Source organism: Novosphingobium sp. BL-S-34 (assembly GCF_056857015.1).
In genome coordinates this window covers 443,889-463,273 of the sequence record NZ_CM166473.1, presented here as the reverse complement: position 1 = coordinate 463,273, position 19,385 = coordinate 443,889, and the positions used below count along the sequence as shown (strand labels likewise).

At 66.6% G+C, this 19,385-nt stretch carries 19 protein-coding genes; 10 read left to right on the top strand and 9 right to left on the bottom strand.

Features of this window, described 5'->3' with window-relative positions:
* Position 1 precedes the first annotated feature (1 nt).
* On the bottom strand, positions 2-2,062 hold the full coding sequence (gene malQ / locus AC1VV3_RS16160; protein WP_482962867.1) for a 4-alpha-glucanotransferase: 2,061 nt from the start codon (positions 2,060-2,062) through the stop codon (positions 2-4).
* A 414-nt stretch (positions 2,063-2,476) separates the two neighbouring features.
* Between malQ and AC1VV3_RS16155 the strand changes: the two genes are divergently transcribed.
* On the top strand, positions 2,477-2,686 hold the full coding sequence (locus tag AC1VV3_RS16155; protein WP_132266810.1) for a hypothetical protein: 210 nt from the start codon (positions 2,477-2,479) through the stop codon (positions 2,684-2,686).
* 29 nt (positions 2,687-2,715) lie between these two features.
* Here the strand turns inward: AC1VV3_RS16155 and AC1VV3_RS16150 are convergent, their stop codons facing one another.
* Positions 2,716-4,476 carry an EAL domain-containing protein gene (locus tag AC1VV3_RS16150; RefSeq protein WP_314466893.1) on the bottom strand — a complete coding sequence of 587 codons (1,761 nt, stop codon included), beginning with the start codon at positions 4,474-4,476 and terminating at the stop codon, positions 2,716-2,718.
* A 372-nt stretch (positions 4,477-4,848) separates the two neighbouring features.
* Here AC1VV3_RS16150 and AC1VV3_RS16145 point away from each other — a divergent pair, with 372 nt between their 5' ends.
* Positions 4,849-5,235, top strand: a complete 387-nt coding sequence (locus AC1VV3_RS16145) for a hypothetical protein (protein WP_482962866.1) — start codon at positions 4,849-4,851, stop codon at positions 5,233-5,235.
* Positions 5,236-5,400: 165 nt separating this feature from the next.
* Positions 5,401-6,045 (top strand): alpha/beta hydrolase, encoded by a 645-nt coding sequence (locus tag AC1VV3_RS16140; RefSeq protein ID WP_482962865.1) that lies wholly within the window; start codon positions 5,401-5,403, stop codon positions 6,043-6,045.
* A gap of 13 nt (positions 6,046-6,058) precedes the next feature.
* Here the strand turns inward: AC1VV3_RS16140 and AC1VV3_RS16135 are convergent, their stop codons facing one another.
* Both AC1VV3_RS16135 and AC1VV3_RS16130 read right to left on the bottom strand, forming a co-directional pair.
* A complete protein-coding gene (locus tag AC1VV3_RS16135) occupies positions 6,059-7,606 on the bottom strand; it encodes a methyltransferase regulatory domain-containing protein (RefSeq protein WP_482962864.1) in 1,548 nt (515 codons plus the stop codon).
* 141 nt (positions 7,607-7,747) lie between these two features.
* Positions 7,748-8,659, bottom strand: a complete 912-nt coding sequence (locus tag AC1VV3_RS16130; protein ID WP_132266818.1) for a LysR family transcriptional regulator — start codon at positions 8,657-8,659, stop codon at positions 7,748-7,750.
* Positions 8,660-8,773: 114 nt separating this feature from the next.
* Here AC1VV3_RS16130 and AC1VV3_RS16125 point away from each other — a divergent pair, with 114 nt between their 5' ends.
* Together AC1VV3_RS16125 and AC1VV3_RS16120 are read left to right on the top strand one after the other, a co-directional pair.
* Entirely contained in the window at positions 8,774-9,808 is a 1,035-nt protein-coding gene (locus AC1VV3_RS16125; RefSeq protein WP_482962863.1) for an aldo/keto reductase, read from the top strand.
* 10 nt (positions 9,809-9,818) lie between these two features.
* Positions 9,819-11,018, top strand: a complete 1,200-nt coding sequence (locus AC1VV3_RS16120; protein ID WP_482962862.1) for an MFS transporter — start codon at positions 9,819-9,821, stop codon at positions 11,016-11,018.
* A gap of 3 nt (positions 11,019-11,021) precedes the next feature.
* On the opposite strand, the gene AC1VV3_RS16115 is transcribed toward AC1VV3_RS16120, so the two are convergent.
* The 5 genes from AC1VV3_RS16115 to AC1VV3_RS16095 are packed head-to-tail and all read right to left on the bottom strand — an operon-like array spanning position 11,022 to position 15,231.
* Positions 11,022-11,735, bottom strand: coding sequence for an SDR family NAD(P)-dependent oxidoreductase (locus AC1VV3_RS16115; RefSeq protein WP_482962861.1), 714 nt, complete (start codon positions 11,733-11,735; stop codon positions 11,022-11,024).
* Positions 11,728-12,942 (bottom strand): MFS transporter, encoded by a 1,215-nt coding sequence (locus AC1VV3_RS16110; RefSeq protein ID WP_482962860.1) that lies wholly within the window; start codon positions 12,940-12,942, stop codon positions 11,728-11,730. Before AC1VV3_RS16110 ends, AC1VV3_RS16115 begins: the two co-directional genes overlap by 8 nt.
* Positions 12,943-12,992: 50 nt before the next feature.
* Positions 12,993-13,742: an SDR family NAD(P)-dependent oxidoreductase gene (locus AC1VV3_RS16105; RefSeq protein WP_482962859.1), complete on the bottom strand. Its 750-nt coding sequence runs from the start codon at positions 13,740-13,742 to the stop codon at positions 12,993-12,995.
* Positions 13,742-14,290, bottom strand: a complete 549-nt coding sequence (locus AC1VV3_RS16100; protein WP_482962858.1) for a cupin domain-containing protein — start codon at positions 14,288-14,290, stop codon at positions 13,742-13,744. Before AC1VV3_RS16100 ends, AC1VV3_RS16105 begins: the two co-directional genes overlap by 1 nt.
* Positions 14,287-15,231 carry a fumarylacetoacetate hydrolase family protein gene (locus AC1VV3_RS16095; RefSeq protein ID WP_482962857.1) on the bottom strand — a complete coding sequence of 315 codons (945 nt, stop codon included), beginning with the start codon at positions 15,229-15,231 and terminating at the stop codon, positions 14,287-14,289. Before AC1VV3_RS16095 ends, AC1VV3_RS16100 begins: the two co-directional genes overlap by 4 nt.
* Positions 15,232-15,417: 186 nt before the next feature.
* Between AC1VV3_RS16095 and hisD the strand changes: the two genes are divergently transcribed.
* From hisD to AC1VV3_RS16070, 5 genes are read left to right on the top strand one after another with little or no spacing between them, the layout of a single operon-like run.
* A complete protein-coding gene (hisD, locus tag AC1VV3_RS16090) occupies positions 15,418-16,749 on the top strand; it encodes a histidinol dehydrogenase (RefSeq protein WP_482962856.1) in 1,332 nt (443 codons plus the stop codon).
* Between the two features lie 2 nt (positions 16,750-16,751).
* Positions 16,752-17,507: an SDR family NAD(P)-dependent oxidoreductase gene (locus tag AC1VV3_RS16085; protein ID WP_482962855.1), complete on the top strand. Its 756-nt coding sequence runs from the start codon at positions 16,752-16,754 to the stop codon at positions 17,505-17,507.
* 25 nt (positions 17,508-17,532) lie between these two features.
* Positions 17,533-18,684 carry an alpha/beta hydrolase gene (locus AC1VV3_RS16080; RefSeq protein ID WP_482962854.1) on the top strand — a complete coding sequence of 384 codons (1,152 nt, stop codon included), beginning with the start codon at positions 17,533-17,535 and terminating at the stop codon, positions 18,682-18,684.
* Between the two features lie 5 nt (positions 18,685-18,689).
* Positions 18,690-19,097, top strand: a complete 408-nt coding sequence (locus AC1VV3_RS16075; protein WP_482962853.1) for a VOC family protein — start codon at positions 18,690-18,692, stop codon at positions 19,095-19,097.
* Entirely contained in the window at positions 19,094-19,381 is a 288-nt protein-coding gene (locus tag AC1VV3_RS16070; protein WP_482962852.1) for an antibiotic biosynthesis monooxygenase family protein, read from the top strand. Before AC1VV3_RS16075 ends, AC1VV3_RS16070 begins: the two co-directional genes overlap by 4 nt.
* Positions 19,382-19,385: the final 4 nt, after the last annotated feature.

The following is a 19,385-nucleotide window of genomic DNA, read 5'->3' as shown; positions in this document are numbered from 1 at the left end:
TTCAAACGGCGGGCGGTGCAGACCGGCTCGCGGCGTCCTCCTCGGGAAATGCCATGCTGCGCCGCCCATCGAGCATCGCGATCCGCGCCGCGACGCGCTCACCATCCAGGATCGCATCGAGCGGCGCGGTCATGCGGCGGCGCCAGTTGGGATGTTCGTCCACGGTGCCCGGAAGGTTCGGCTGTTCCTCCAGGCCGAGGATATCTTCCAGCGGCACGATAGCGAGGTCGGACCCCGCCCGCGCAATCTCGCGGATCGCCGCATCGACGGCGTCGGCCGGTTCGCTCGGCAGAGGCTGAGGCTTTCCTTCGCCGATCGTGCGCCACAGCGCCGCCCGGTCGGCGGATCGCCGGTCGTCCGCAGCCTCGCCTGCCGCGCCGCGCCCGAGGGCACGGTTCCATTCGAGGTCACGGCCGGACCACCAGCCTGCCACGGTCGCCGTGTCGTGCGTTCCGGTCATCGCCGCACTCGAACGGTCGTAGCGGGACGCGGCCTGGAAGCCTCCGTCGTCGTCGCGTTCGAACCAGAGCACCCGCATGCCCAGAAATTCCCGGTCGCTCAGCAGATGGTCGAAACCCGGAGGCCGCGTGCCCAGGTCTTCCGCCACGATCAAGGCCTGGGCGCGGTGCGATTCCAGCGCGACCAGACGCGTCAGGTCGTGAATGGGATAGTTGAGGTAGGCGCCCTTGCTGGCCGGCTCACCCTCCGGGATCACCCATAGCCGCGCCAGCCCGAAGGCATGGTCGATCCGCAAGCCGCCCGCATCGCGCAGCCCCGCGCGCAGCATGGCCAGCCACGGTTCGAACCCGCTGGCCACCAGCCCGCGCGGCGAGAAGCTGGTCAGCCCCCAGTTCTGCCCATCCGGGCCAAGCGGGTCCGGCGGGGCACCGATGGTCAGCCCGGAAAGGACGCTCTCCTGCATCGCCCAGGCATCGCTGCCTAGCGGATCGATCCCGACCGCGAGATCCTTGACGATGCCGATCTTCATCCCGGCCTCCAGCGCGGACTGCTGCACGCACTTCATCGACCGCGCGGCAAGCCACTGCGCGAAGAGGTGGAACCGGATCTCCTCCGCATGGTCCCCGGCGAACCGTTTCGCCTCCCTGCCGGAGGGATCGTGATAGCCGGAGGGCCAGTTCTTCCAGCCCCGGCCATGCGCCGCAAAATGCAGCGAGAGCGCATCGAACAGCGCATGCCCATGGGCACCCGCTACCTTTGCAGCCCAGGCATCGACTTGTTCCCGCACCTCGCTGCCGCAAGCGGCATGGAGCTTTCGCATCGATTCCAGGCGGCGCGGCAGGGCTTCGTCCCAGTCGATCAGGGCAGCACCCTCCGGCTCCGCGTAAGGCTCCAGGCCCGCGAGTTCGGGCGCTGCCAGCGCGGCGTTCAGGAACAGGCGGCTCGATGGGGCATAGGGGCTGAACCCGCTCGACTGACCGGCGAAGACCGCATGTACCGGACTGATCGCGAGCGCATCGGCGCCAAGCCCTGCAAAGCGGACCGCGGCATCCGCCAACGCCCCCAGGTCGCCGAATGGCGCGGGGCCATGCTTCCTCAGCGAAGGGATCTGGATGGCCGCACCCCATGTCCTCAATCCATGAAGGTCATGGCCGAGCGAGAAGGCACGGTGCGGAGCGACCGCCAACCGAACCGACTGGCCGCCGGCATGGAGTCGATAATAGCCGGGCTCCTCGATCGCCATGACCAGCCCATCGTGCGCAGGCAAGGCGCGCGAAATGCCGCTGTCCTCCGAAACGAGATCCACCCGGTGCAAGTGGGCAAGCGCCTTGGGCAAGCGGACGGGCGATCCTTGCTCCGCCGTTATCAGACCGGGAAGCGCCAGAGCCTCTTCCCGCCACCGGGCGAAGCTCTGCCTGATCTCGTCGTCCGACCCGGCCGCATAGCCCAGCGCACCGAGCACCGAGACGAGCACCTCGTCGGCAACCAGGCACTCGCATCCCTCGGCGCTTCGCCAGGCGCGCATGACGCCCACCGCTGCGGCAAGATCGTGGAGCGGCGTGCGCGGCTCGCACTTGGGCGCGGCGCCGACGTCTAGAGACAAGGGGGCACCTTCAAGCGCCGAACCGTTTCCGGTCTCGGACCTGCACCGAAAATGTTCCGTCGCATCTCGCCTCCTCGTTCAAAGGCAAAGCCGCAAGACCGGCAAGGTTCCGAACCAGGCCCCGGCGCCGAAAGAGGGCGCGTGGTTCGGGCGCCTTCCCGGTCGCCCGCTTGCCCGGCCGCCTGTTTATCGCGGTAGCTTCCCGGCTTTCACAGCCGGCGGTGCTCTCGCCAGCGCATGGTTTGGACAGGTCCAACGGCTTGCCGGTTAAAATGCAAGTTCCGACGCCCCCGGCGCTTACGCCCCGGGGGTGCAGGAACTTTTTGCCCTTTGCCAACCTTAACCGTCGAAATTTTAACCAGAATCACGCTTTACGGGTTGCGTGCAACGACATCCGGTTAGCTGGAGCCACGTATGAAGACCTATACCTTGAAGTTCTCGGACGATGATATCGGCGTGGCTCGGCGTCTCGAATTCAAGGCTTCGGACATGACCGGCGCGCTCGTTATCGCCCACCGCGAGGCTTCGAAGCGTTCGGCGGAACTCTGGGAAGGTGCCCGGAAGCTCTGTTCCATCCGCCGTCCCGCGAACGACGTGTGGATGCCTGCCAGCCTCAAGGCCTGACAGGGCGGGCTGCGGTTGCCCTGAGGCGGCTAGACGGTCTCCGCCAGCTTGAGCATCATCGCCCCCGCCTCCGCAGCGGGAACCGCCCGCGAATAGTGGAAACCCTGTCCCAGCAGGCAGCCGAGCGCCAGCAGCTCGCGGGCCTGGTCGGCATTCTCGATTCCTTCGGCCACCACCTTGATGCCCAGCCGCCTGGCAATGCCGATGACACCCTCGACGATGGCGGCGCTCGGGCCTCTCGAAACGAGGTCTTCCACGAAACTCCGGTCGATCTTGATGATATCCACCGGCACCGTCATCAGATGGGTAAGCGAGGCATAGCCCGTGCCGAAATCGTCCAGCGCCAGCCGGATGCCCCGCGAACGCAGCGCCTGCATCGACTTGCGAACGATCCCCGCGTCGTCATCCATGCAGACCACTTCGGTCACTTCCACGATCACATGCTTCAGCGGGACATTCTCCCGGTCGAAGCTTTCGGCGAGCACCGCGTAGATCGTGCCGCTGTGAAAATCGGCCGACGAGACATTGATGCCGACATGCTGGAATGCGATCCCCAGATCGAGCCAGCCACGGACGTCCCTGGCCACTTGTGAGATCACCTGTCTGGTCAGCGCTGTCGCCACGCCGGCGTCGGACGTCGCCTCATGGAAGGCGGAGGCCGACACCAGCTGGTCGCCGCTGCGCATGCGGCAAAGCGCTTCCACACCGACGATCTCGCCGGTCTCGATCAGGACGATCGGCTGATAGAACGTCTCGATGCGGTGTTCGCGCAAGGCGACGTCGACCTCGCGAACGGCAGCGAGCCTGCGGGTGATGCGCGATCCGATTTCGTCGGAGTAGGGAACGTGGGAACCGCGGGCGGTATCCTTGGCGTGATAGAGCGCAAAGTCGGCCTTCTGCCGCACGCGCTCCGGCAGCAGGTCGCCCGGGGCCAGTTCGGCATAGCCGATGGTGGCACGCGGCACGATGGGGTTGTCCACCTGCCCGCCGGCGCGGGCCAGCGCCGCGAGGTAGCCGGCCATGGTCTCGTCCAGCGCGCGCAGGGCGGCCGGGTCCTGGACGATCACGGCGAACTCGTCCCCGCCAATCCGGAACAGCGGCTCCGGCGCCGCTGCACGGGAGAGACATTCGGCCACGAGTTGCAGCAGGCTGTCCCCCGCCTGGTGGCCGAAGGCGTCATTGGTGACCTTCAGATTGTCGAGATCGATCACCGCCAGCGCCCAGGCGCCGGGGATCTCGCAGCTCAGACCGGAAAGCGCGGCATTGAAAGCCGCCCGGTTCGGCAAGTCCGTCAGGGCATCGGTATGGGCGCGACGGTTATGGTCTTCCACCCGCCGTTCCCGGTCGAGCGCGATGGCGCACAAGTGGACGCATTGATCGACGATCTCCCGCTCGCTCTGGGTCGGCCCGCGTTTCTCTCCGAAGTAGAAGGCGAAAGTGGCTATCGGCTCGCGGTTCGCCCCCAGGATCGGGCTCGACCAGCAGGCGCGTATTCCCAGCGGCAGGATGAGATCGCGAAAGCCCTCCCAATGCGGATCTTCCGCAATGTCCTGGGAAAGCACCTCGGTCCCGAAATAGAGCGCGGCCCCGCAGGCCCCGATGGTCGGTCCGATTTCAACGCCGCTGACCAGATCGCAAAAGGCAGGGGGAAGCCCCGGACCCGCCAGCGGACGGAGACATCCATCGGCATCAGCAGTCACAACGGAGCAGATTACATCCGGCGCCAGGCGATTAACTTCACGGCAAAGACGATACACCGTCTCGGATAGCGGCTGCCCCTTGGCAATCATCTCCAAAATAGTGCTTTGAAAGTCAATCACATGAGACATCCGCTGTTTTGCACGCAAGGCCACTGTATCTATGGAAACTTAATTTCCCCGTGATCGGGCATGAAGGGAAACAGCCGATCCGGTTGCTTTCCCGTTTCTGCCGCCCGCTCGGGGACGTTCTCCACCCCATAGGAAGGACTACGCGCAGTCGAAGTTCCGCTGGCCGTGACAAAGTCCATAAACATTGCGGCCGCCATCCAAGTAACGTGCCACTGCGCGCGCCCGGCATCATGGCAGGATCAAGACCTTGACGAGAGGGCCAAAGCGCTACTTTAAGGCTTCATGAAATTGCGCGGCGCCGTTCCTCGCGGTTTCGCTTTAGGGGGTTTATCCATGAAGTTTGTGCTGGCTTCCGGCGCGGCCGCTCTTGCCGCCTTCCTGTCGCTGCCATCTGCAGCCCAGACCTCGACCTGCTACCTTCTGGGCAATGTCTCCAGTTGCAGCGTCCGATCCGGCGGGGCCAGCGACAACCCGGCCTGGCAGCGCTATTCCTCCTTCCAGGAACTGGAGCGACAGCGAAACGAAAACCAGCAGCGCCGGGAGGACGAGGAAAATCTCGCGCAGGCCCGCAAGGGGCAGGAACTTCGCGAAACGGTGGGCGCACTCGTGGCCGATGGGAAATGTGCCAGCGCGAAGCGTGCAGCGCTCCAGGCCGGTGACTTCGCCCTGGCCGAGCAGGCAGCTTCGCTTTGCGAGCCGCCTTCCCGCGCCGGACACTGAGCCGCCCGCCAGCGGCGGGAACCGGCGGCCGGAATTTCGCAACGCTCCGCAGGTTCTCGGCGCCGCGCCGCTTTCGAATGGGAAATTCGCGCTTGCCGTCAGGCGAATTTCGGCCTCTCAGAGTTGCGACCAGGATCTCCCCGATCCGCCGAAAGGATATGCGCCTTGCTTGACGGCCCCCGCCTCGCCCCCCTCTCCGGCTCCAGTGCCGATGCGCTCGTGGTCCTGATCCACGGCTATGGCTCCAACGGCGATGACCTCATCGCGCTGGCGGCCGCGATGCAGCCCATGCTTCCCGGCGCGGCCTTCGTCGCGCCCAATGCCCCCTCGCAGCTGCCGCACATGGCCGCCGCCTACCAGTGGTGGCCGATCGAGACCTTCTCGATGGCCGAGCGCGCGGCGGGTGCAGCGGCGGCCGCGCCCGGGTTGGACGCCTTCATCACGGCGGAACTGGAAAAGGCCGGCCTTTCCAGCGACCGCCTGCTTCTCGTCGGCTTCAGCCAGGGAACGATGATGGCGCTTCACGTCGGCCTTCGGCGCCCCGATGCAGCAGCCGGCATCGTCGGCATTTCCGGCATGCTCGTGGCGCCGGAAAGCCTGCAGGCGGACATCCGCAGCCGCCCGCCGGTCCTGCTCATCCACGGCACCGAGGATGAAGTCGTGCCGTTCCGCTCGATGGAGATGGCCTCCACCGTCCTCACCGAAACCGGCGTGCCGATAGAGACGCATGTCTCGCCGGGGATCGGCCACGGCGTGAGCCAGGACGGTCTCGTCGCCGCCACGAACTTCGCGCGGCGCGTCCTGACCTGACTCCGGCGCCCGCTCAGGCGAGCGCGCCGAGCCCTCGCCATTTCGGCAGGTCACGGTCCAGGAATGTCCGCGCGCGGCTGCGTGCCTCGCGGCGTTCCTGGACGCCTTCGAGCGGGCTTCCGCCGCGCTGCAGCGTCCTGCCGGATCCGGCGAGCGAAAGGACCAGCCGTTCGGACAGCGCCGTCTCGTCGGCCAGATCGCCAAGCGCGAGCCAGGCATCGATGAGCATGAGGTCGGCAAAGTCGACGGGCACGGCGCCGCCGATCGCCGGCGCCGCGAGATGGTCGTAAGGCATGCCGCGTACCGCTTCGCGCGCTATGGCCGCATTCAGGCGCTGGGCGGGTGCGTGGTCCGTGCGCGGCGCCTCAATGCCGAGCGTTCCGGCATGTAGCAGCATCAGCACCAGTTGCAGCACTTCCGCCAGATCCTTGCCGCCGGCCTTCGGCAGCACCGCCAGTTCCGCCAGTGTCAGCGATCGTTCCGCCAGAGCCTCGACGATCCCGGCATAGGCAGGCGGTTGCAGCGCGAGTTCGCCGAAGGGCGTGCGCACTGACAGGGTTGCCCCGGGTGCAGGGGCATCGAGCAGAAGGAAGCGGGTCTGCGCCGCCCGCTCGCCGGGTGTGGGCGTGGGTGTGGGTGTGGGTGTGGGAGGCGCTTCGCCGCGTCGGTAGACGTCGCGCCGATAGAACTGGTTGATGACGAAGTCCTGCACGTCCTGCCGCAGCAGTGGATCGCCCTGCGCCAGGATCGTGTCGCGCAGGGCCGAGGGCAGGAAGGCGGGCAGCAGCGCTTCGGGCAGCGTTGCCGAGCCCGCAAAAGCCAACCCGACCCCGGCCACCTCGCGGGCGACTTGCGAATGCCACATCGGCTCCCACCCCTCGTGCAGATATTCGTGGGCCAGTTGGGCAATGTCGCGCTTGCGCAGCGAATCCAGCCTCGCGCCGAGCCCGGGCAGCAGCTGGAAGGTGGCAGCGCCCCCGCCGCGCAGTTGTTCGAACAGCGAGATCGAACGGTCCAGCACTTCCGCCACCGGCGCCGCCCCTTCTTCGTGGATAAGCCGCGCCATGTGCCGGAAGGGCATCGTCGCCAGCCAGCCGGGCTGCGCATTGTAGCCGATGTAGACCAGCGCCCCGGGCGCGCTCGCCTGCCCGATGCACTGCAGCAGCGCCTGGCGCACCGGCGCCGTGACCCAGCTGTAGACGCCGTGGAGCGCGACATGATCGAACCGGCCCAGCGCCTCCGGCCAGGATCGTGCCAGCTCGACGAAGTCTCCCTGGACGAATTGCACATTGGCAAGACCGGCCGATGCCGCGATCCCGTTCGCATGGTCGACATGCTCGGCCATCAGGTCGATGCCGACGAACGCCCTGCCTGGATTGGCCGCCGCCAGCAGGCACAGTCCGATGCCCTGCCCGCACCCGAGTTCCAGGAAGCGCCCGCCCCCTGCTGCCGAAGTCTCGCCTGCTCCCGCGGCAAGATCCATCCAGGCAGGCGCCATTTCCCGGCAATAGCCGTAAGTGTAGCCTACCGAGACGTCGTAGCCATGCGTCCGGTCATCCATCTGTCGCACCCCGATCATAATTCGCCAGTGCCCGGCTTGGCACGCCAACCGTGACGGTTTGACGAAACGGACCTTGCGCGGCCCGGGGCCGATCGGCGGCCGGCTTAGGGATAGCGGTCGCCTCGCGGCGCCTCGCCCGTGTCAGCGAAGGTTCGCGGCGAGGAAATCGACGAAGACGCGGATGCGCGCCGGGGTGCTGTAGCCGCCGACGAACACGGCGTGGATGAACTCCACATCTCCGGGATTGAACGCCTCCAGAATGGGCACCAGCCGCCCGTCCGCGATCTCCCGCTCCACGCTGAACCGCCCCACCCGCGCCAAGCCGACCCCCGCCGCCGCGAGCTGGCCCAGCGTCTCTCCGTTGTTGGCCTCGATGCTGCCCTTCACGGAAAGCGCGAATTCGCGCCCCTCGCGCAGGAATGGCCAGACCGGCTCGGCCCTGCGAAAGTTGAAGTTGAGACAGTTATGGCCGTGGAGATCCTCGGGTTCCTGCGGCGTGCCGTTCCGCGCGAGGTAGTCCGGCGCGGCCACGATCACCCGGCGCGTTTCGCCCAGCTTCCGCGCCGTCAGCGTGCTGTCGGCGAGCGGTCCGAACCGGATGGCGATATCTGCCTGCCCTGCCGCCACGTCGACCAGTGTGTCGGTAAGCGCAATGTCCACCAGGATATGCGGATGACGCGCTGCGAACGCGCCGAGCAAGGGCACCACGCATAGCCGTCCGTGCGAGAGTGCGGCGCTGATCCGCAAGCGCCCGCGCGGCGCGCCCTGATCGGCGATGAGCTGTTCGGCATCGTCGAGATCGGCCAGGATACGGCGCGCCATCTGGAGATAGGACTGACCTTCCGACGTCAGCGCCAGCGCCCGGGTCGAGCGCAGCAGCAGCCGCACGCCCAGCCGCGCCTCGATCCTGTCGATCGCGCGGCTGACGGCGGAAGGGCTGAGGTCCAGCAGCCGGCCGGCGCCCGAAAAGCTGCCCTGCTCCACCACCGCCACGAACAGCTCGAGCGCACGGGCCCGGTCAGTGCCGCCCGCGAGCTTGGCTTCGCTCAGCATCTTTGCGTCACAGTCAAAATTCCTTCGCGTTCGTGGGCAGTACCGCCTTCGGTATTTTGCCGCCATCTATGCGTCTGCATAGCAAATTCGCCGCTTCCGAGAGAAGGATTGTTCATGGAATATCGTCAACTCGGCTCATCAGGCCTGCGTGTCCCCGCCCTGAGCTTCGGGACCGGCACTTTCGGCGGCCAGGGTCCGCTCTTCGCCGCCTGGGGCAGCAGCGATACCGCCGAAGCGCGGCGCCTGCTCGACATCTGCCTGGAGGCCGGCGTCACGCTGTTCGACACGGCCGATGTCTATTCGAACGGCGCCTCGGAGGAAATCCTCGGCCAGGCGCTCAAGGGCCGCCGCGACGACGCTCTGATCTCCACCAAGACCGGGCTGCCCACCGGCGACGGACCGCAGGACTGGGGCGCCTCGCGCTCGCGCCTTATCGGCGCGGTGGAGGCCGCGCTGCGCCGTCTCGACACCGACCGGATCGACCTGCTGCAGCTCCATGCCTTCGATGCCCATACGCCCGCGGAAGAGCTGATGATCACGCTCGACCGGCTGATCGCCGCGGGCAAGGTCCGCTACGCCGGGGTCTCGAACTATCCCGGCTGGCAGGTGATGAAGGCACAGGCCGTCGCCGACCGCCACGGAATGCCGCGGCTGGTGGCCCACCAGGTCTATTATTCGCTGGTCGGCCGGGCCTACGAGCACGAACTCATGCCGCTCGCGGCGGACCAGGGTCTGGGCGCGCTGGTCTGGAGCCCGCTCGGCTGGGGCCGCCTTACCGGCAAGATCGGCCGCAGTCGCCCCGTACCGGCGGGGAGCCGCCTGCACGATACCGAGCAGTTCGCGCCGCCGGTCGAAACGGGGCTGCTCTACGCCGTGGTCGACGTTCTGGAAGCCATCGCCGGGGAAACCGGCAAGAGCGTGCCGCAGATCGCCCTCAACTGGCTGCTGCGCCGCCCGACCGTCTCCTCGGTCATCATCGGCGCGCGCAACGAGGAACAGCTGCGCCAGAACCTCGGCGCGGTTGGCTGGTCGCTCACTGCCGAGCAGGTTGCCCGGCTCGATGCCGCCAGCGAGGTGCTGCCGCCCTATCCCCACACCCCCTATCGCCAGCAGGAAGGGTTCGCTCGGCTGAACCCACCGCTGGTCTGAGGACCATCCGATGAAGCTCAATCCCGGCCTTCTGGCCCTGTCCGTCGGCGCTTTCGGAATCGGCGTCACCGAATTCGCACCGATGGGCCTGCTGCCCGTCATTGCCGGAGACCTGGGCGTCTCCATCCCCGCCGCCGGGCTGCTGATCAGCGCCTATGCGCTGGGCGTGGTGCTGGGCGTGCCGGTGATGACGCTCACCACCGGGCGGGTGCCGCGCCGCACGCTGCTGATCGCCCTGGCCGGGATCTTCACCCTGGGCAACCTGCTGGCAGCGGTATCCGGCAGCTACGGCATGCTTCTGGCCGCCCGCGTGCTGACCTCCTTCAACCACGGCGCCTTCTTCGGTGTCGGCTCGGTGGTCGCCGCCAGCCTGGTCCCGCCGCACCGCCAGGCCGGCGCGGTAGCCGCGATGTTCATGGGGCTGACGATCGCCAATGTCGTAGGCGTGCCCTTGGCGACCTGGGCGGGCGAGCACCTTGGCTGGCGCGCCTCGTTCTGGGGCATCGCGGCGCTGGGCGGTGTCACGATGGCGGCGCTGCGCCTGACCCTGCCTCCCTTGCCCGCTACGGACGGCGGCGATGTCGCGGCCGAACTGCGCGTCCTGATCCGCAAGCCCGTTCTCGGCGCGCTGGCCCTGACGATCGTGGGTTCCAGCGCCATGTTCACCGTGTTCACTTATATCACCCCGATCCTGCGCGAGGCGACGGGCGCCTCTCTCGGCTTCGTCACGGCGATGCTGGTGACTTACGGCCTCGGCCTGACGGTGGGCAACTGGCTGGGCGGCAAGTTCGCGGACCGTTCGGTCGATCGCACGCTGATCGTCACCCTGGCTTCGCTTGCCGCGATCCTGATCGCCTTCGCCATGACGATGACCCATGCCGCGCCTAGCGCGATCGTGATCTTCCTGTGGGGCATCGCCAGCTTCGCCCTGGTGCCGCCGCTCCAGGTGCGGGTCATGGACGCAGCCAGCGACGCGCCCAACCTGGCATCGTCCATGAACATCGGCGCCTTCAATCTGGGCAATGCGCTGGGCGCGGCGCTGGGCGGCGGCGTGATCGCTCTCGATCTGGGCTATCCTGCCGTAGCGCTGGCCGGTGCGGCAACCTCCGTCATCGGCCTGGCGGCGCTGCTCCTGACGAGCGGCAAGCGCGCGGCACGCCAGGGCGGCGAAATGGCAGCCGAATGCACTGGCGGCGCGCGGCTATCGTGAGATCTACCAGGCCGTAGCCCCCGCATCCACGGCGATGTCCGCTCCGGTGACGTAACGCGCCTCCGGGCTCGCAAGCCAGGTCGCGGCCCAGGCGATGTCCTCCGGCTCGCCCAGCCGCTTGAGCATGTTTCCGGCCAGGACCCGGCGCCCGAAGTCGGGATCCGCCTCCAGGTGCCGGGCCGTGGCCGCCGTCCTGATGAAACCGGGCGCTATCGTATTCGCGCGAATGCCGTGCGGGGCGCCTTCCATGGCAAGTTGCCGCGTCATCGCCAGCACCCCGCCCTTGCCCGCGCAGTGCGCCAGCGCCGGAGACCCCTCCAGCGCATGGCGCGCATTGGCCGATGCGAAGTTGACGATGCTGGCCGTGCCGCTCGCCTTGAGCCAGGGCCAGGCCGCGCGGGTCGCCAGGTAGATGATGTCCAGCTCGCCCGTCAGCGTCCGTTTCCAGTCGGCATAGCTCAGGTCCTCGATCCACGAGAAGACTGCGAATGCCGCCGCGTTGACGAGGACGTCGATCCGGCCGTGATCCGCGCCGATCCTGGCGAAGAGCGCGCTGGTGGCCGCCTCGTCGATGAGATTGCAGGCCTCGTCCGTTCCCGAAAGGTCGATGCCGATCACCCGCGCGCCCTCCTGCCGGAAGATGCGCGCGACGCCTTCGCCTATGCCGTTCGCGGCACCGGTGACCACGGCGATCCTGCCCGCGAGACGATCAGCCATGTGCCATCGCCCCATTGCCGCCATGCGATGCGCGCGAAGCGATCAGTGCCACGACGACCCCGCCCAGCGCGGCGAGCGACAGGACCGCAAAGGCCCCCAGCAGGCCGCCTGTGTGCCGGCCCGCAAAAGTCACCACCAGCGGGGAGAGAAACTGCCCGAACGCGAAGGCCGATTGCCAGAAGCCCGTCCCCCGGCCGCGAAATTCGAACCTGAGGATCGACATCGACCAGACCAGCAAAGTCGGCAGCAGCAGCCCCGCCCCGATCTGGTTGACGAAGCATCCGGCAAGGAAGCCCGGAACGGTGCCGGACCTGGCCATCAGCATGAAGCCGATGGCCAGCAGGGCGAACTCGAGGAGCAGCAGCCGTCCCACTGCCAGCCGTGTGCCGATGCGCGAATAGATGAAGGTCCCCAGCGGCACGCCGATGGAGGCGATGGATGTCAGGAACCCCCGCTCCGCCGGACTGACCATGCCGAGTTCGGCCAGCCCGCTGGGCGCCTGGATCTGCACCGTATAGAAGAACACCGAGCCATAGATCGTGATCGCCACGATCATCGCCATCGTTGCCCAGGGAAAACCCGCCCAGGAGCGGTTGTGCGGCGGCGCATCGGCCTCGACATCGGCGGTGCCCTCGCGCGATGGCTCCCATGTGAACTTCCAGACGAGCGCGAACATGACCAGCGCCGAGGCATAGGCCCAGAACGGCGTCCGCCAGCCGCCTTCTCCCAGCACCCCGCCGAGGTTGAAGAACAGCAGCGCCGACATCGAGGCGAAGGCCGTCTGCGCAGCCAGCCACTTGTCGCGCGAGGCGCCCTTGTAATAGTCGCCGATCATCGTCGTCGAGAGCACGTAGATCAGGGCCTCGGCAATGCCCACGCCTGCGCGCGAAATCAGGATATGGGTGAGATCATCGAGAAACACGGGCATCACGCCGACGACCGCATAGAGCAGGAATGCCGCCAGCAGCAGTTGGCGCCGCCCGAACCAGTCTCCCAGTATCCCCGCCAGCGGACAAAGCAACGCCACGCAGAGCGAAGGCAGCGTGAGGATCATCGGCACCCAGTATTCATGGCCCGGCACCCCGGCATAGTGTGCCATCAGATCCGGGATGATCGGCGCCAGCAGCACGATGGCCATGGTCGTCAGCGTGATCGGCAGCAGCAGCGATATGCCGGTCAGCAGGCCCGGCTCGGGATGGCGTGTCATTCTCTCCCTTTCTTCGGCCGCCTGTCTCCGGGCCGATAGAAACACAATTTTTAGCTTCCGTCGGTGATGAGCGTACCGCCGTCCACGACGAGATTATGTCCAGTGACGAAAGCCCCGGCATCGGAGGCGAGGAACACGGCCGCGCCTGCCACTTCCTGCGGCGTGCCGGGTCGGCGCAGCGGCGTCATCGCCATGCGGCGGGTCATGAAAGCCTCGTCCGCCAGCAGCGGGCCAGATAGCTCGGTGGCGATGAAGCCGGGCGAGATCGCGTTGACGCGCACGCCGCGCGGTCCCCACTCCACCGCCAGATTGCGCGCCAGTTGCGCCACGCCCGCCTTGGCGAGGGCATAGGCATTGATTAGCCCATTGCCCCTCAGGCCCGAGAGGCTGGACACCAGCACCGCCGCGCCGCCGCCCTGCGCCGCGATATGCGGCAAAGCGAGATTGCAAAGCGAAACCTGACTGGTGAGGTTGATCGCCATGACGCGGGCATAGTCGGCCATGTCGAGATCGGCGAAGGCTCCCGCCTTGCCGGTGATCCCGGCATTGCAGACAAGAATATCCAGCCCCCCGAACTCCGCCACCGCGCGATCGACCAATGCGGCCAGCGCGGCATCGTCGGTCACATCGCAGGGCTGGCCCGGCATGCCGAGTTCGGCGGCAACGCGCGCGGTATCCCCGGCGTCCTCGCTGGAGATCACCACCCGCGCGCCTTGGGCGATCAGCCCCTCGGCAATGGCGCGACCGATCCCGCGCGTAGAGCCGGTGACGATCGCGCTCTTGCCGGTAAGGTCGAACATCAGGCCTTACTCGCCGCCTCGTTATAGACCGGATCGACCTGCTCGGGCTTGGCCTCGTCCAGCGGCACGCCGTCATGGAGGTACGCAGGCGCTTCGATCAGGATGAAGGCGATGCGGCAGACTTCGTCGGTGGTGTTGCGCCACAGGTGGTTGGTACCGCGCTGGACGATGATGCCGCCTTCGCGCACGGTCTTCTTGCGGCCGTCTTCCAGTTCCAACTCGATCTCGCCCTTCAGCACGATGCCATAGTCGATCGAGTTGGTGCGGTGCATCGGGCTCTGTTTGCCCGGCAGCATGTCGACCACGCGGATCACCGAGCCGCCTTCCAGCGTGGTGCCGGTGGGGCGTTCGCGGCCCTCGGTCTCGTCATTGTTGTCGGCGGGGACGGTGGCGGTGGTCCAGATCGTCAGGAACGAAGCATCGCCAGAGGGCACCATCCTGGTCGGCGTCACGTCTTCGGAGCGGAACACGGCACGGCCATTCTCGTCATGCCCGGTAACGACGCGCTGGACCGGCGGCAGGCCGGAATCGGAGAGAACCTCGCTCATGCCTTCACAACCTTCTGTTCGATCACGCCGAACGGCGCGCGGCCGTCGGCCAGGGTTCCCTGCATGCGCACGCTGTCGCCAAAGCGCATGAATTCCGTGCGCGGCTCACCGAAATCGACCAGTTCGATCCCGCGCCGCTCGGCAATGCAGGAGGAGCCGATCTCGCGGTAATTCTCGTTGGAGACGGTGCCCGATCCGATCACCGTGCCCGCCACCAGATCGCGCGTGGCGCAGGCATGGGCGACAAGTTCGTGGAAACCATGGCCCATCGGCTCGCCATTGGCGGCGCCGAAGCGCTTGCCGTTCCAGTCCACGAGCAGGTCCATGCAGACGCGGCCGCCGCGCCACTGGTCGCCCAGTTCCTCCGGCGTTACCGCGAAGGGCGCCATCGAGCAGGGCGGCTTGGCCTGGACCCAGCCGAAGCCCGTCTTCATCTCCGGCCCGGCCAGCTTCCGCAGCGACCAGTCGTTGATCTGCACGATCAGGCGAATGTGCTTCAGGCAATCCTCGGCGGAAGTGCCCATCGGCACGGCATCGACGATCACGCCGAACTCGCCCTCGAAATCGATGCCGTTCTCTTCGGTGAGGTAGCGCACGTCCTCGACAGGACCGTAAAACTTGTCGGACGTGCCCTGATACATCAGCGGCTTGCCGGTCTTCACCGGCACCACGCCCAGCGCCTTGTCCATCAGTTCGCCGTGGCAGGCGAAAGCCGAACCATCGAGCCACTGCCACGCACGCGGCAGCGGCGCACGCAGCAGCGCAGCGTCGAGCGCCTCGGGAAATTCGGAAATCTCGGCCAATACCGGCGCGACGAAGGCCCAGCTTTCCATCGCCTGTTGCAGCGTATCCACCGGCGCGTGGGCATAATGATCGCCTTCGGGCGAAACGACGACGAGGCGCCCGTCCGGGGTGCCGTCATCGAGAGTGGCGAGGCGCATTGTTCCTTGTTCTCCCAAGAATGCCGTGTCGAAAGGTTTTTGCTTGAGAACCGGGCTAGCGAAGCCCCTTTGCGGCAACAACGGCATAGGATCGATAGCAAGGCATCGATAACATGCGATGGTCCCCGCTCGCTGCCCGGCGCTAGGTCCGATGAAAATCACGTCACACCGGATCGGGAGAATATCATGGCCACCTGGCTGAAGCGCGGCGCCACTGCCGAGGCAAAGGCAGACGCAGACCGCAAGGTCCGCGACATCGTCGAGGCGGCGCTCGCCGATATCGAGAAGCGCGGCGACGAAGCGGTGCGCGACATGTCAATCAAGTTCGACGGCTGGGACCGCGACGACTATCGCCTTAGCCAGGCCGAGATCGACGCCTGCGTCGACAGCCTGACCCCGCAGGAACGCAAGGACATCGAGTTCGCGCAGGCACAAGTGAAGAACTTCGCGCAGATCCAGCGCGATTCGATGAAGGATGTCGAAGTCGAGACGCTGCCGGGCGTGGTGCTGGGCCACAAGAACATCCCGCTGGGTTCGGCCGGCTGCTACGTGCCCGGTGGCAAATATCCGCTGCTCGCTTCCGCCCACATGTCGGTGATCACCGCCAAGGTCGCGGGCGTGAAGCGCGTCATCACTTGCGCCCCGCCGTTCCAGGGCCAGCCGGCACGCGCCATCGTCGCCGCGCAGGCCATGGCCGGGGCCGATGCGATCTATGCGCTGGGCGGCATTCAGGCCGTGGGCGCCATGGCGATCGGCACGCAGAGCATCGATCCGGTCGACATCCTGGTCGGCCCCGGCAATGCCTTCGTCGCCGAGGCCAAGCGCCAGCTTTTCGGCCGCGTCGGCATCGACCTCTTCGCTGGGCCGACCGAAACGCTCATCATCGCCGACGAGATCGGCTGCGATCCCGAAATCGCCGCCACCGACATTCTCGGGCAAGTAGAGCACGGCCCGGACAGCCCCGGCGTGCTGCTGACCAATTCCGAGAAGTTCGCCCGCGCAACCATGGCCGAAATCGACCGTCTCCTCGAAATCCTCCCCACCGCAGACCATGCGCGCAAGGCATGGGAAACCTTCGGCGAAGTGATCGTGGCCGACAGCTACGAGGAAATGGTCAAGGTCGCCGACGAGATCGCCAGCGAGCACGTGCAGGTGATGACCGCCGATCCGGATTACTTCCTGAACAACATGACCAACTACGGCGCGCTGTTCCTGGGCAACCGCACCAATGTCAGCTTCGGCGACAAAGTGATCGGCACCAACCACACGCTGCCCACCAAGAAGTCGGCGCGCTACACGGGCGGCCTGTGGGTCGGAAAGTTCCTGAAGACCTGCACTTACCAGCGCGTCACCACTGACGAGGCTTCGGCGCTGATCGGCGAATACTGCTCGCGCCTCTGTGCGCTGGAAGGCTTCGCTGGGCATGGCGAACAGGCCAACATCCGCGTGCGCCGCTTCGGCGGCCGCAACGTGCCCTATGCCGGGCAGGCGGAGCCGACGCCCGAAACGGCGGCCTGATCATGGCGATCCCGCAGACGCCGAGCCTGCGCCTTGACGGGCGACGGGCTGTTGTGACCGGGGCGGGCCGGGGCATCGGCCTCGGCGCCGCTGCCGCGCTGGCCGCCGCGGGTGCCGAGGTCACGCTCGTCGCCCGCACCTCGGCCGAGATCGAGGCCGCCGCAGACGAAATCGGCAATGGCGCGCAGGCCGCGACGCTGGATGTTTCGGACCTCGCCGCCGTCGCCGCGTTCTTCGCGGACCGCGCGCCGTTCCACGTTCTCGTCAACAACGCCGGCACCAACCGGCCCAAGCCTATGTGGGAAGTGAGCGAGGACGATTACGACGCCGTGCTCGACCTCAACCTCAAGTCCGCCTTCTTCGTGGCGCAGGCCTGCGTGAAACGAATGCTCGACACCGGCACCAAGGGCAGCCTGATCCACATGGGCAGCCAGATGGGCCACGTCGGCGGGCCGAACCGCTCGCTCTACTGCGCCAGCAAGTGGGCGCTGGAGGGCATGAACAAGGCCATGGCGCTGGACCTTGCCCCCCACGGCATCCGCTCCAACACCATCGCCCCGACTTTCATCGAAACACCGCTGACCAAGCCGTTCTTCGAGGATGAGGCCTTCAAGGCCAGCGTCCTTTCCAAGATCAAGCTGGGCCGCATCGGCCAGGTGCAGGATCTGATGGGCGCGGTGCTGTTCCTCGCCTCCGACGCTTCCGCGCTCATGACCGGCACCAGCCTTGTCGTCGACGGCGGCTGGACTGCCGAATAATCATCTCAAAATCGCAGGATAGATCATGTTCGAACCGTTTCCCGGAAACTACGTCTGGAACCTTGCCACCAACCTCGCGCTCGCCTGCGGCGGCAATTATGGCGAGATCGACGAGGCCAACCGCCCGATCATGGAAGCGAGCAAGGCTGGTGCCGATGCCGGCTCCGCGCAGATGTTCGATAGCTGGATCGCCGTCGCCGATCAGGTCTGCGCCAATGCCGAGGCCGACGAGGCGGCTGGCTATCTGCTCTCCGCCGGCACCAAGTACCTGCGCGCCTCGGGCTACTACCTCGCCGCCGAGCGCATGCAGAGCCGCGACTATGCCCCGCGCTGGGCAGCCTATGACAAGGGCCTGGAACTCTTCCACAAGGGTGCAAAGCTGCGCGGGCTGCACATCGACAAGGTGGAAATCCCTTACGAGGACCGCGCCTATACCGGCATCTTCGTCCACGACGGTTCCGGCACGCCGCGCCCCACGCTGGTTTCGGTCAACGGGCTCGATTCGATGAAGGAGCAGGTCTGCATGGCGGGCCACGGCCAGTCGAACCTGGAGCGGGGCATGAACACCCTCTTCGTGGACCAGCCCGGCACTGGCGAAGCGATCCGCAAGCACGACCTTCCCGCCGTTTTCGACGGCGAACGCTGGGGCACCCCCGCGCTCGAATACCTGCTGACGCGCGATGACGTAATCCATGACCGGATCGGCATTTTCGGCCTCTCCTTCGGCGGCTACCACGCCCCGCGCATCGCCGCCAATGAGCCGCGCTACGCGCTATGCGCGGTGATGGGCGCCAACCACGTCTGGGGCCGTCGCCAGCGCGAACGCATCGCCAATGAGGGCGAGAACCCGGTGCCGCATTACTGGGATCACGTCATGTGGGTGTTCGGCATCGAAGACCGCGAGGCTTTCCTCGAATATGCCGACCAGATCACGCTAGACGGACAGGTCGAGAAAATCCGCGTCCCCTTCCTCATCACTCATGGCGAGAACGATCGCCAGATCCCCGCCTTCAACGCCCAGCTCAGCTACGATCAGGCCGTGAACAGCCCCAAGCGCACGCTGCGCGTCTTCACCAAAAAGGACTTCGAAGTGGAGCACTGCGGCGCCGACAACGGCACCGGCATGCGCGACTACATCGCCGACTGGTGCGCAGAGACTTTTGCGGAAATGGGCTGATCCAGATGGCCGAATTCACTTTCCACCACGGGGGTGTCTCTGTCCCCAGCCTTGACGAAGCGATCGACTGGTACGGCCGCGTGCTGGGGTTCGAGGTCGAGAAGACGTTCTACATAAAGGCGGCAAAGTCCCGCACTGCGATGGTCCGCAAGGGGCCGCTGCGGTTCGAGATCTTCGAGGTGGAGGGCGCCGCAGCCCTCCCCGAAGACCGCCGCTTCCCGCCGCGCGACCTCAAGACGCACGGCAACAAGCACGTCGCCTTCCGGGTGGAAGACCTCGAAGCATTCCTGACGGAGATGGAAGAGAAGCAGGCCGACATCGCCTTCGTCGTGCGCGAAGTTTTCGGCAAGGGTTGCTTCATCCGCGACTGTGCGGGCAATCTGATCGAATTCGTCGAGGAGCCGAACCTGTGATCCACGAAATAGCCACTCTGACCATCGACCCTGCCCGCGCCGCCGAATTCGAGGCTGCCGTCGCGCAAGCCCGACCGCATTTCGAAGCGGCAAAGGGGTACGTCTCCTTCGCGCTCCATCGCTCGGTGGAGAACCCCGAACGCTATCACCTTGTCGTCGGCTGGGAGAGCGTGGAGGCCCACATGGTCGATTTTCGCGGGTCCGAAGGCTTCCAGGCCTGGCGCGCGCTGGCGGGACCGTTTTTCGTGGGCACACCTTCGGTCGAGCACTTCGCGTTGATTTAACGCG

What these genes read in the sequence shown, in the direction of transcription:
- AC1VV3_RS16115 (WP_482962861.1), bottom strand. Translation starts at nt 11,735, where the DNA reads ATGGCTGATCGTCTCGCGGGCAGGATCGCCGTGGTCACCGGTGCCGCG.
- hisD (WP_482962856.1), top strand. Translation starts at nt 15,418, where the DNA reads ATGGCCACCTGGCTGAAGCGCGGCGCCACTGCCGAGGCAAAGGCAGAC.
- AC1VV3_RS16145 (WP_482962866.1), top strand. Translation starts at nt 4,849, where the DNA reads ATGAAGTTTGTGCTGGCTTCCGGCGCGGCCGCTCTTGCCGCCTTCCTG.
- AC1VV3_RS16135 (WP_482962864.1), bottom strand. Translation starts at nt 7,606, where the DNA reads ATGGATGACCGGACGCATGGCTACGACGTCTCGGTAGGCTACACTTAC.
- AC1VV3_RS16130 (WP_132266818.1), bottom strand. Translation starts at nt 8,659, where the DNA reads ATGCTGAGCGAAGCCAAGCTCGCGGGCGGCACTGACCGGGCCCGTGCG.
- AC1VV3_RS16110 (WP_482962860.1), bottom strand. Translation starts at nt 12,942, where the DNA reads ATGACACGCCATCCCGAGCCGGGCCTGCTGACCGGCATATCGCTGCTG.
- AC1VV3_RS16100 (WP_482962858.1), bottom strand. Translation starts at nt 14,290, where the DNA reads ATGAGCGAGGTTCTCTCCGATTCCGGCCTGCCGCCGGTCCAGCGCGTC.
- AC1VV3_RS16150 (WP_314466893.1), bottom strand. Translation starts at nt 4,476, where the DNA reads ATGATTGCCAAGGGGCAGCCGCTATCCGAGACGGTGTATCGTCTTTGC.
- AC1VV3_RS16095 (WP_482962857.1), bottom strand. Translation starts at nt 15,231, where the DNA reads ATGCGCCTCGCCACTCTCGATGACGGCACCCCGGACGGGCGCCTCGTC.
- AC1VV3_RS16105 (WP_482962859.1), bottom strand. Translation starts at nt 13,742, where the DNA reads ATGTTCGACCTTACCGGCAAGAGCGCGATCGTCACCGGCTCTACGCGC.
- AC1VV3_RS16155 (WP_132266810.1), top strand. Translation starts at nt 2,477, where the DNA reads ATGAAGACCTATACCTTGAAGTTCTCGGACGATGATATCGGCGTGGCT.
- AC1VV3_RS16075 (WP_482962853.1), top strand. Translation starts at nt 18,690, where the DNA reads ATGGCCGAATTCACTTTCCACCACGGGGGTGTCTCTGTCCCCAGCCTT.
- AC1VV3_RS16085 (WP_482962855.1), top strand. Translation starts at nt 16,752, where the DNA reads ATGGCGATCCCGCAGACGCCGAGCCTGCGCCTTGACGGGCGACGGGCT.
- AC1VV3_RS16120 (WP_482962862.1), top strand. Translation starts at nt 9,819, where the DNA reads ATGAAGCTCAATCCCGGCCTTCTGGCCCTGTCCGTCGGCGCTTTCGGA.
- AC1VV3_RS16125 (WP_482962863.1), top strand. Translation starts at nt 8,774, where the DNA reads ATGGAATATCGTCAACTCGGCTCATCAGGCCTGCGTGTCCCCGCCCTG.
- AC1VV3_RS16080 (WP_482962854.1), top strand. Translation starts at nt 17,533, where the DNA reads ATGTTCGAACCGTTTCCCGGAAACTACGTCTGGAACCTTGCCACCAAC.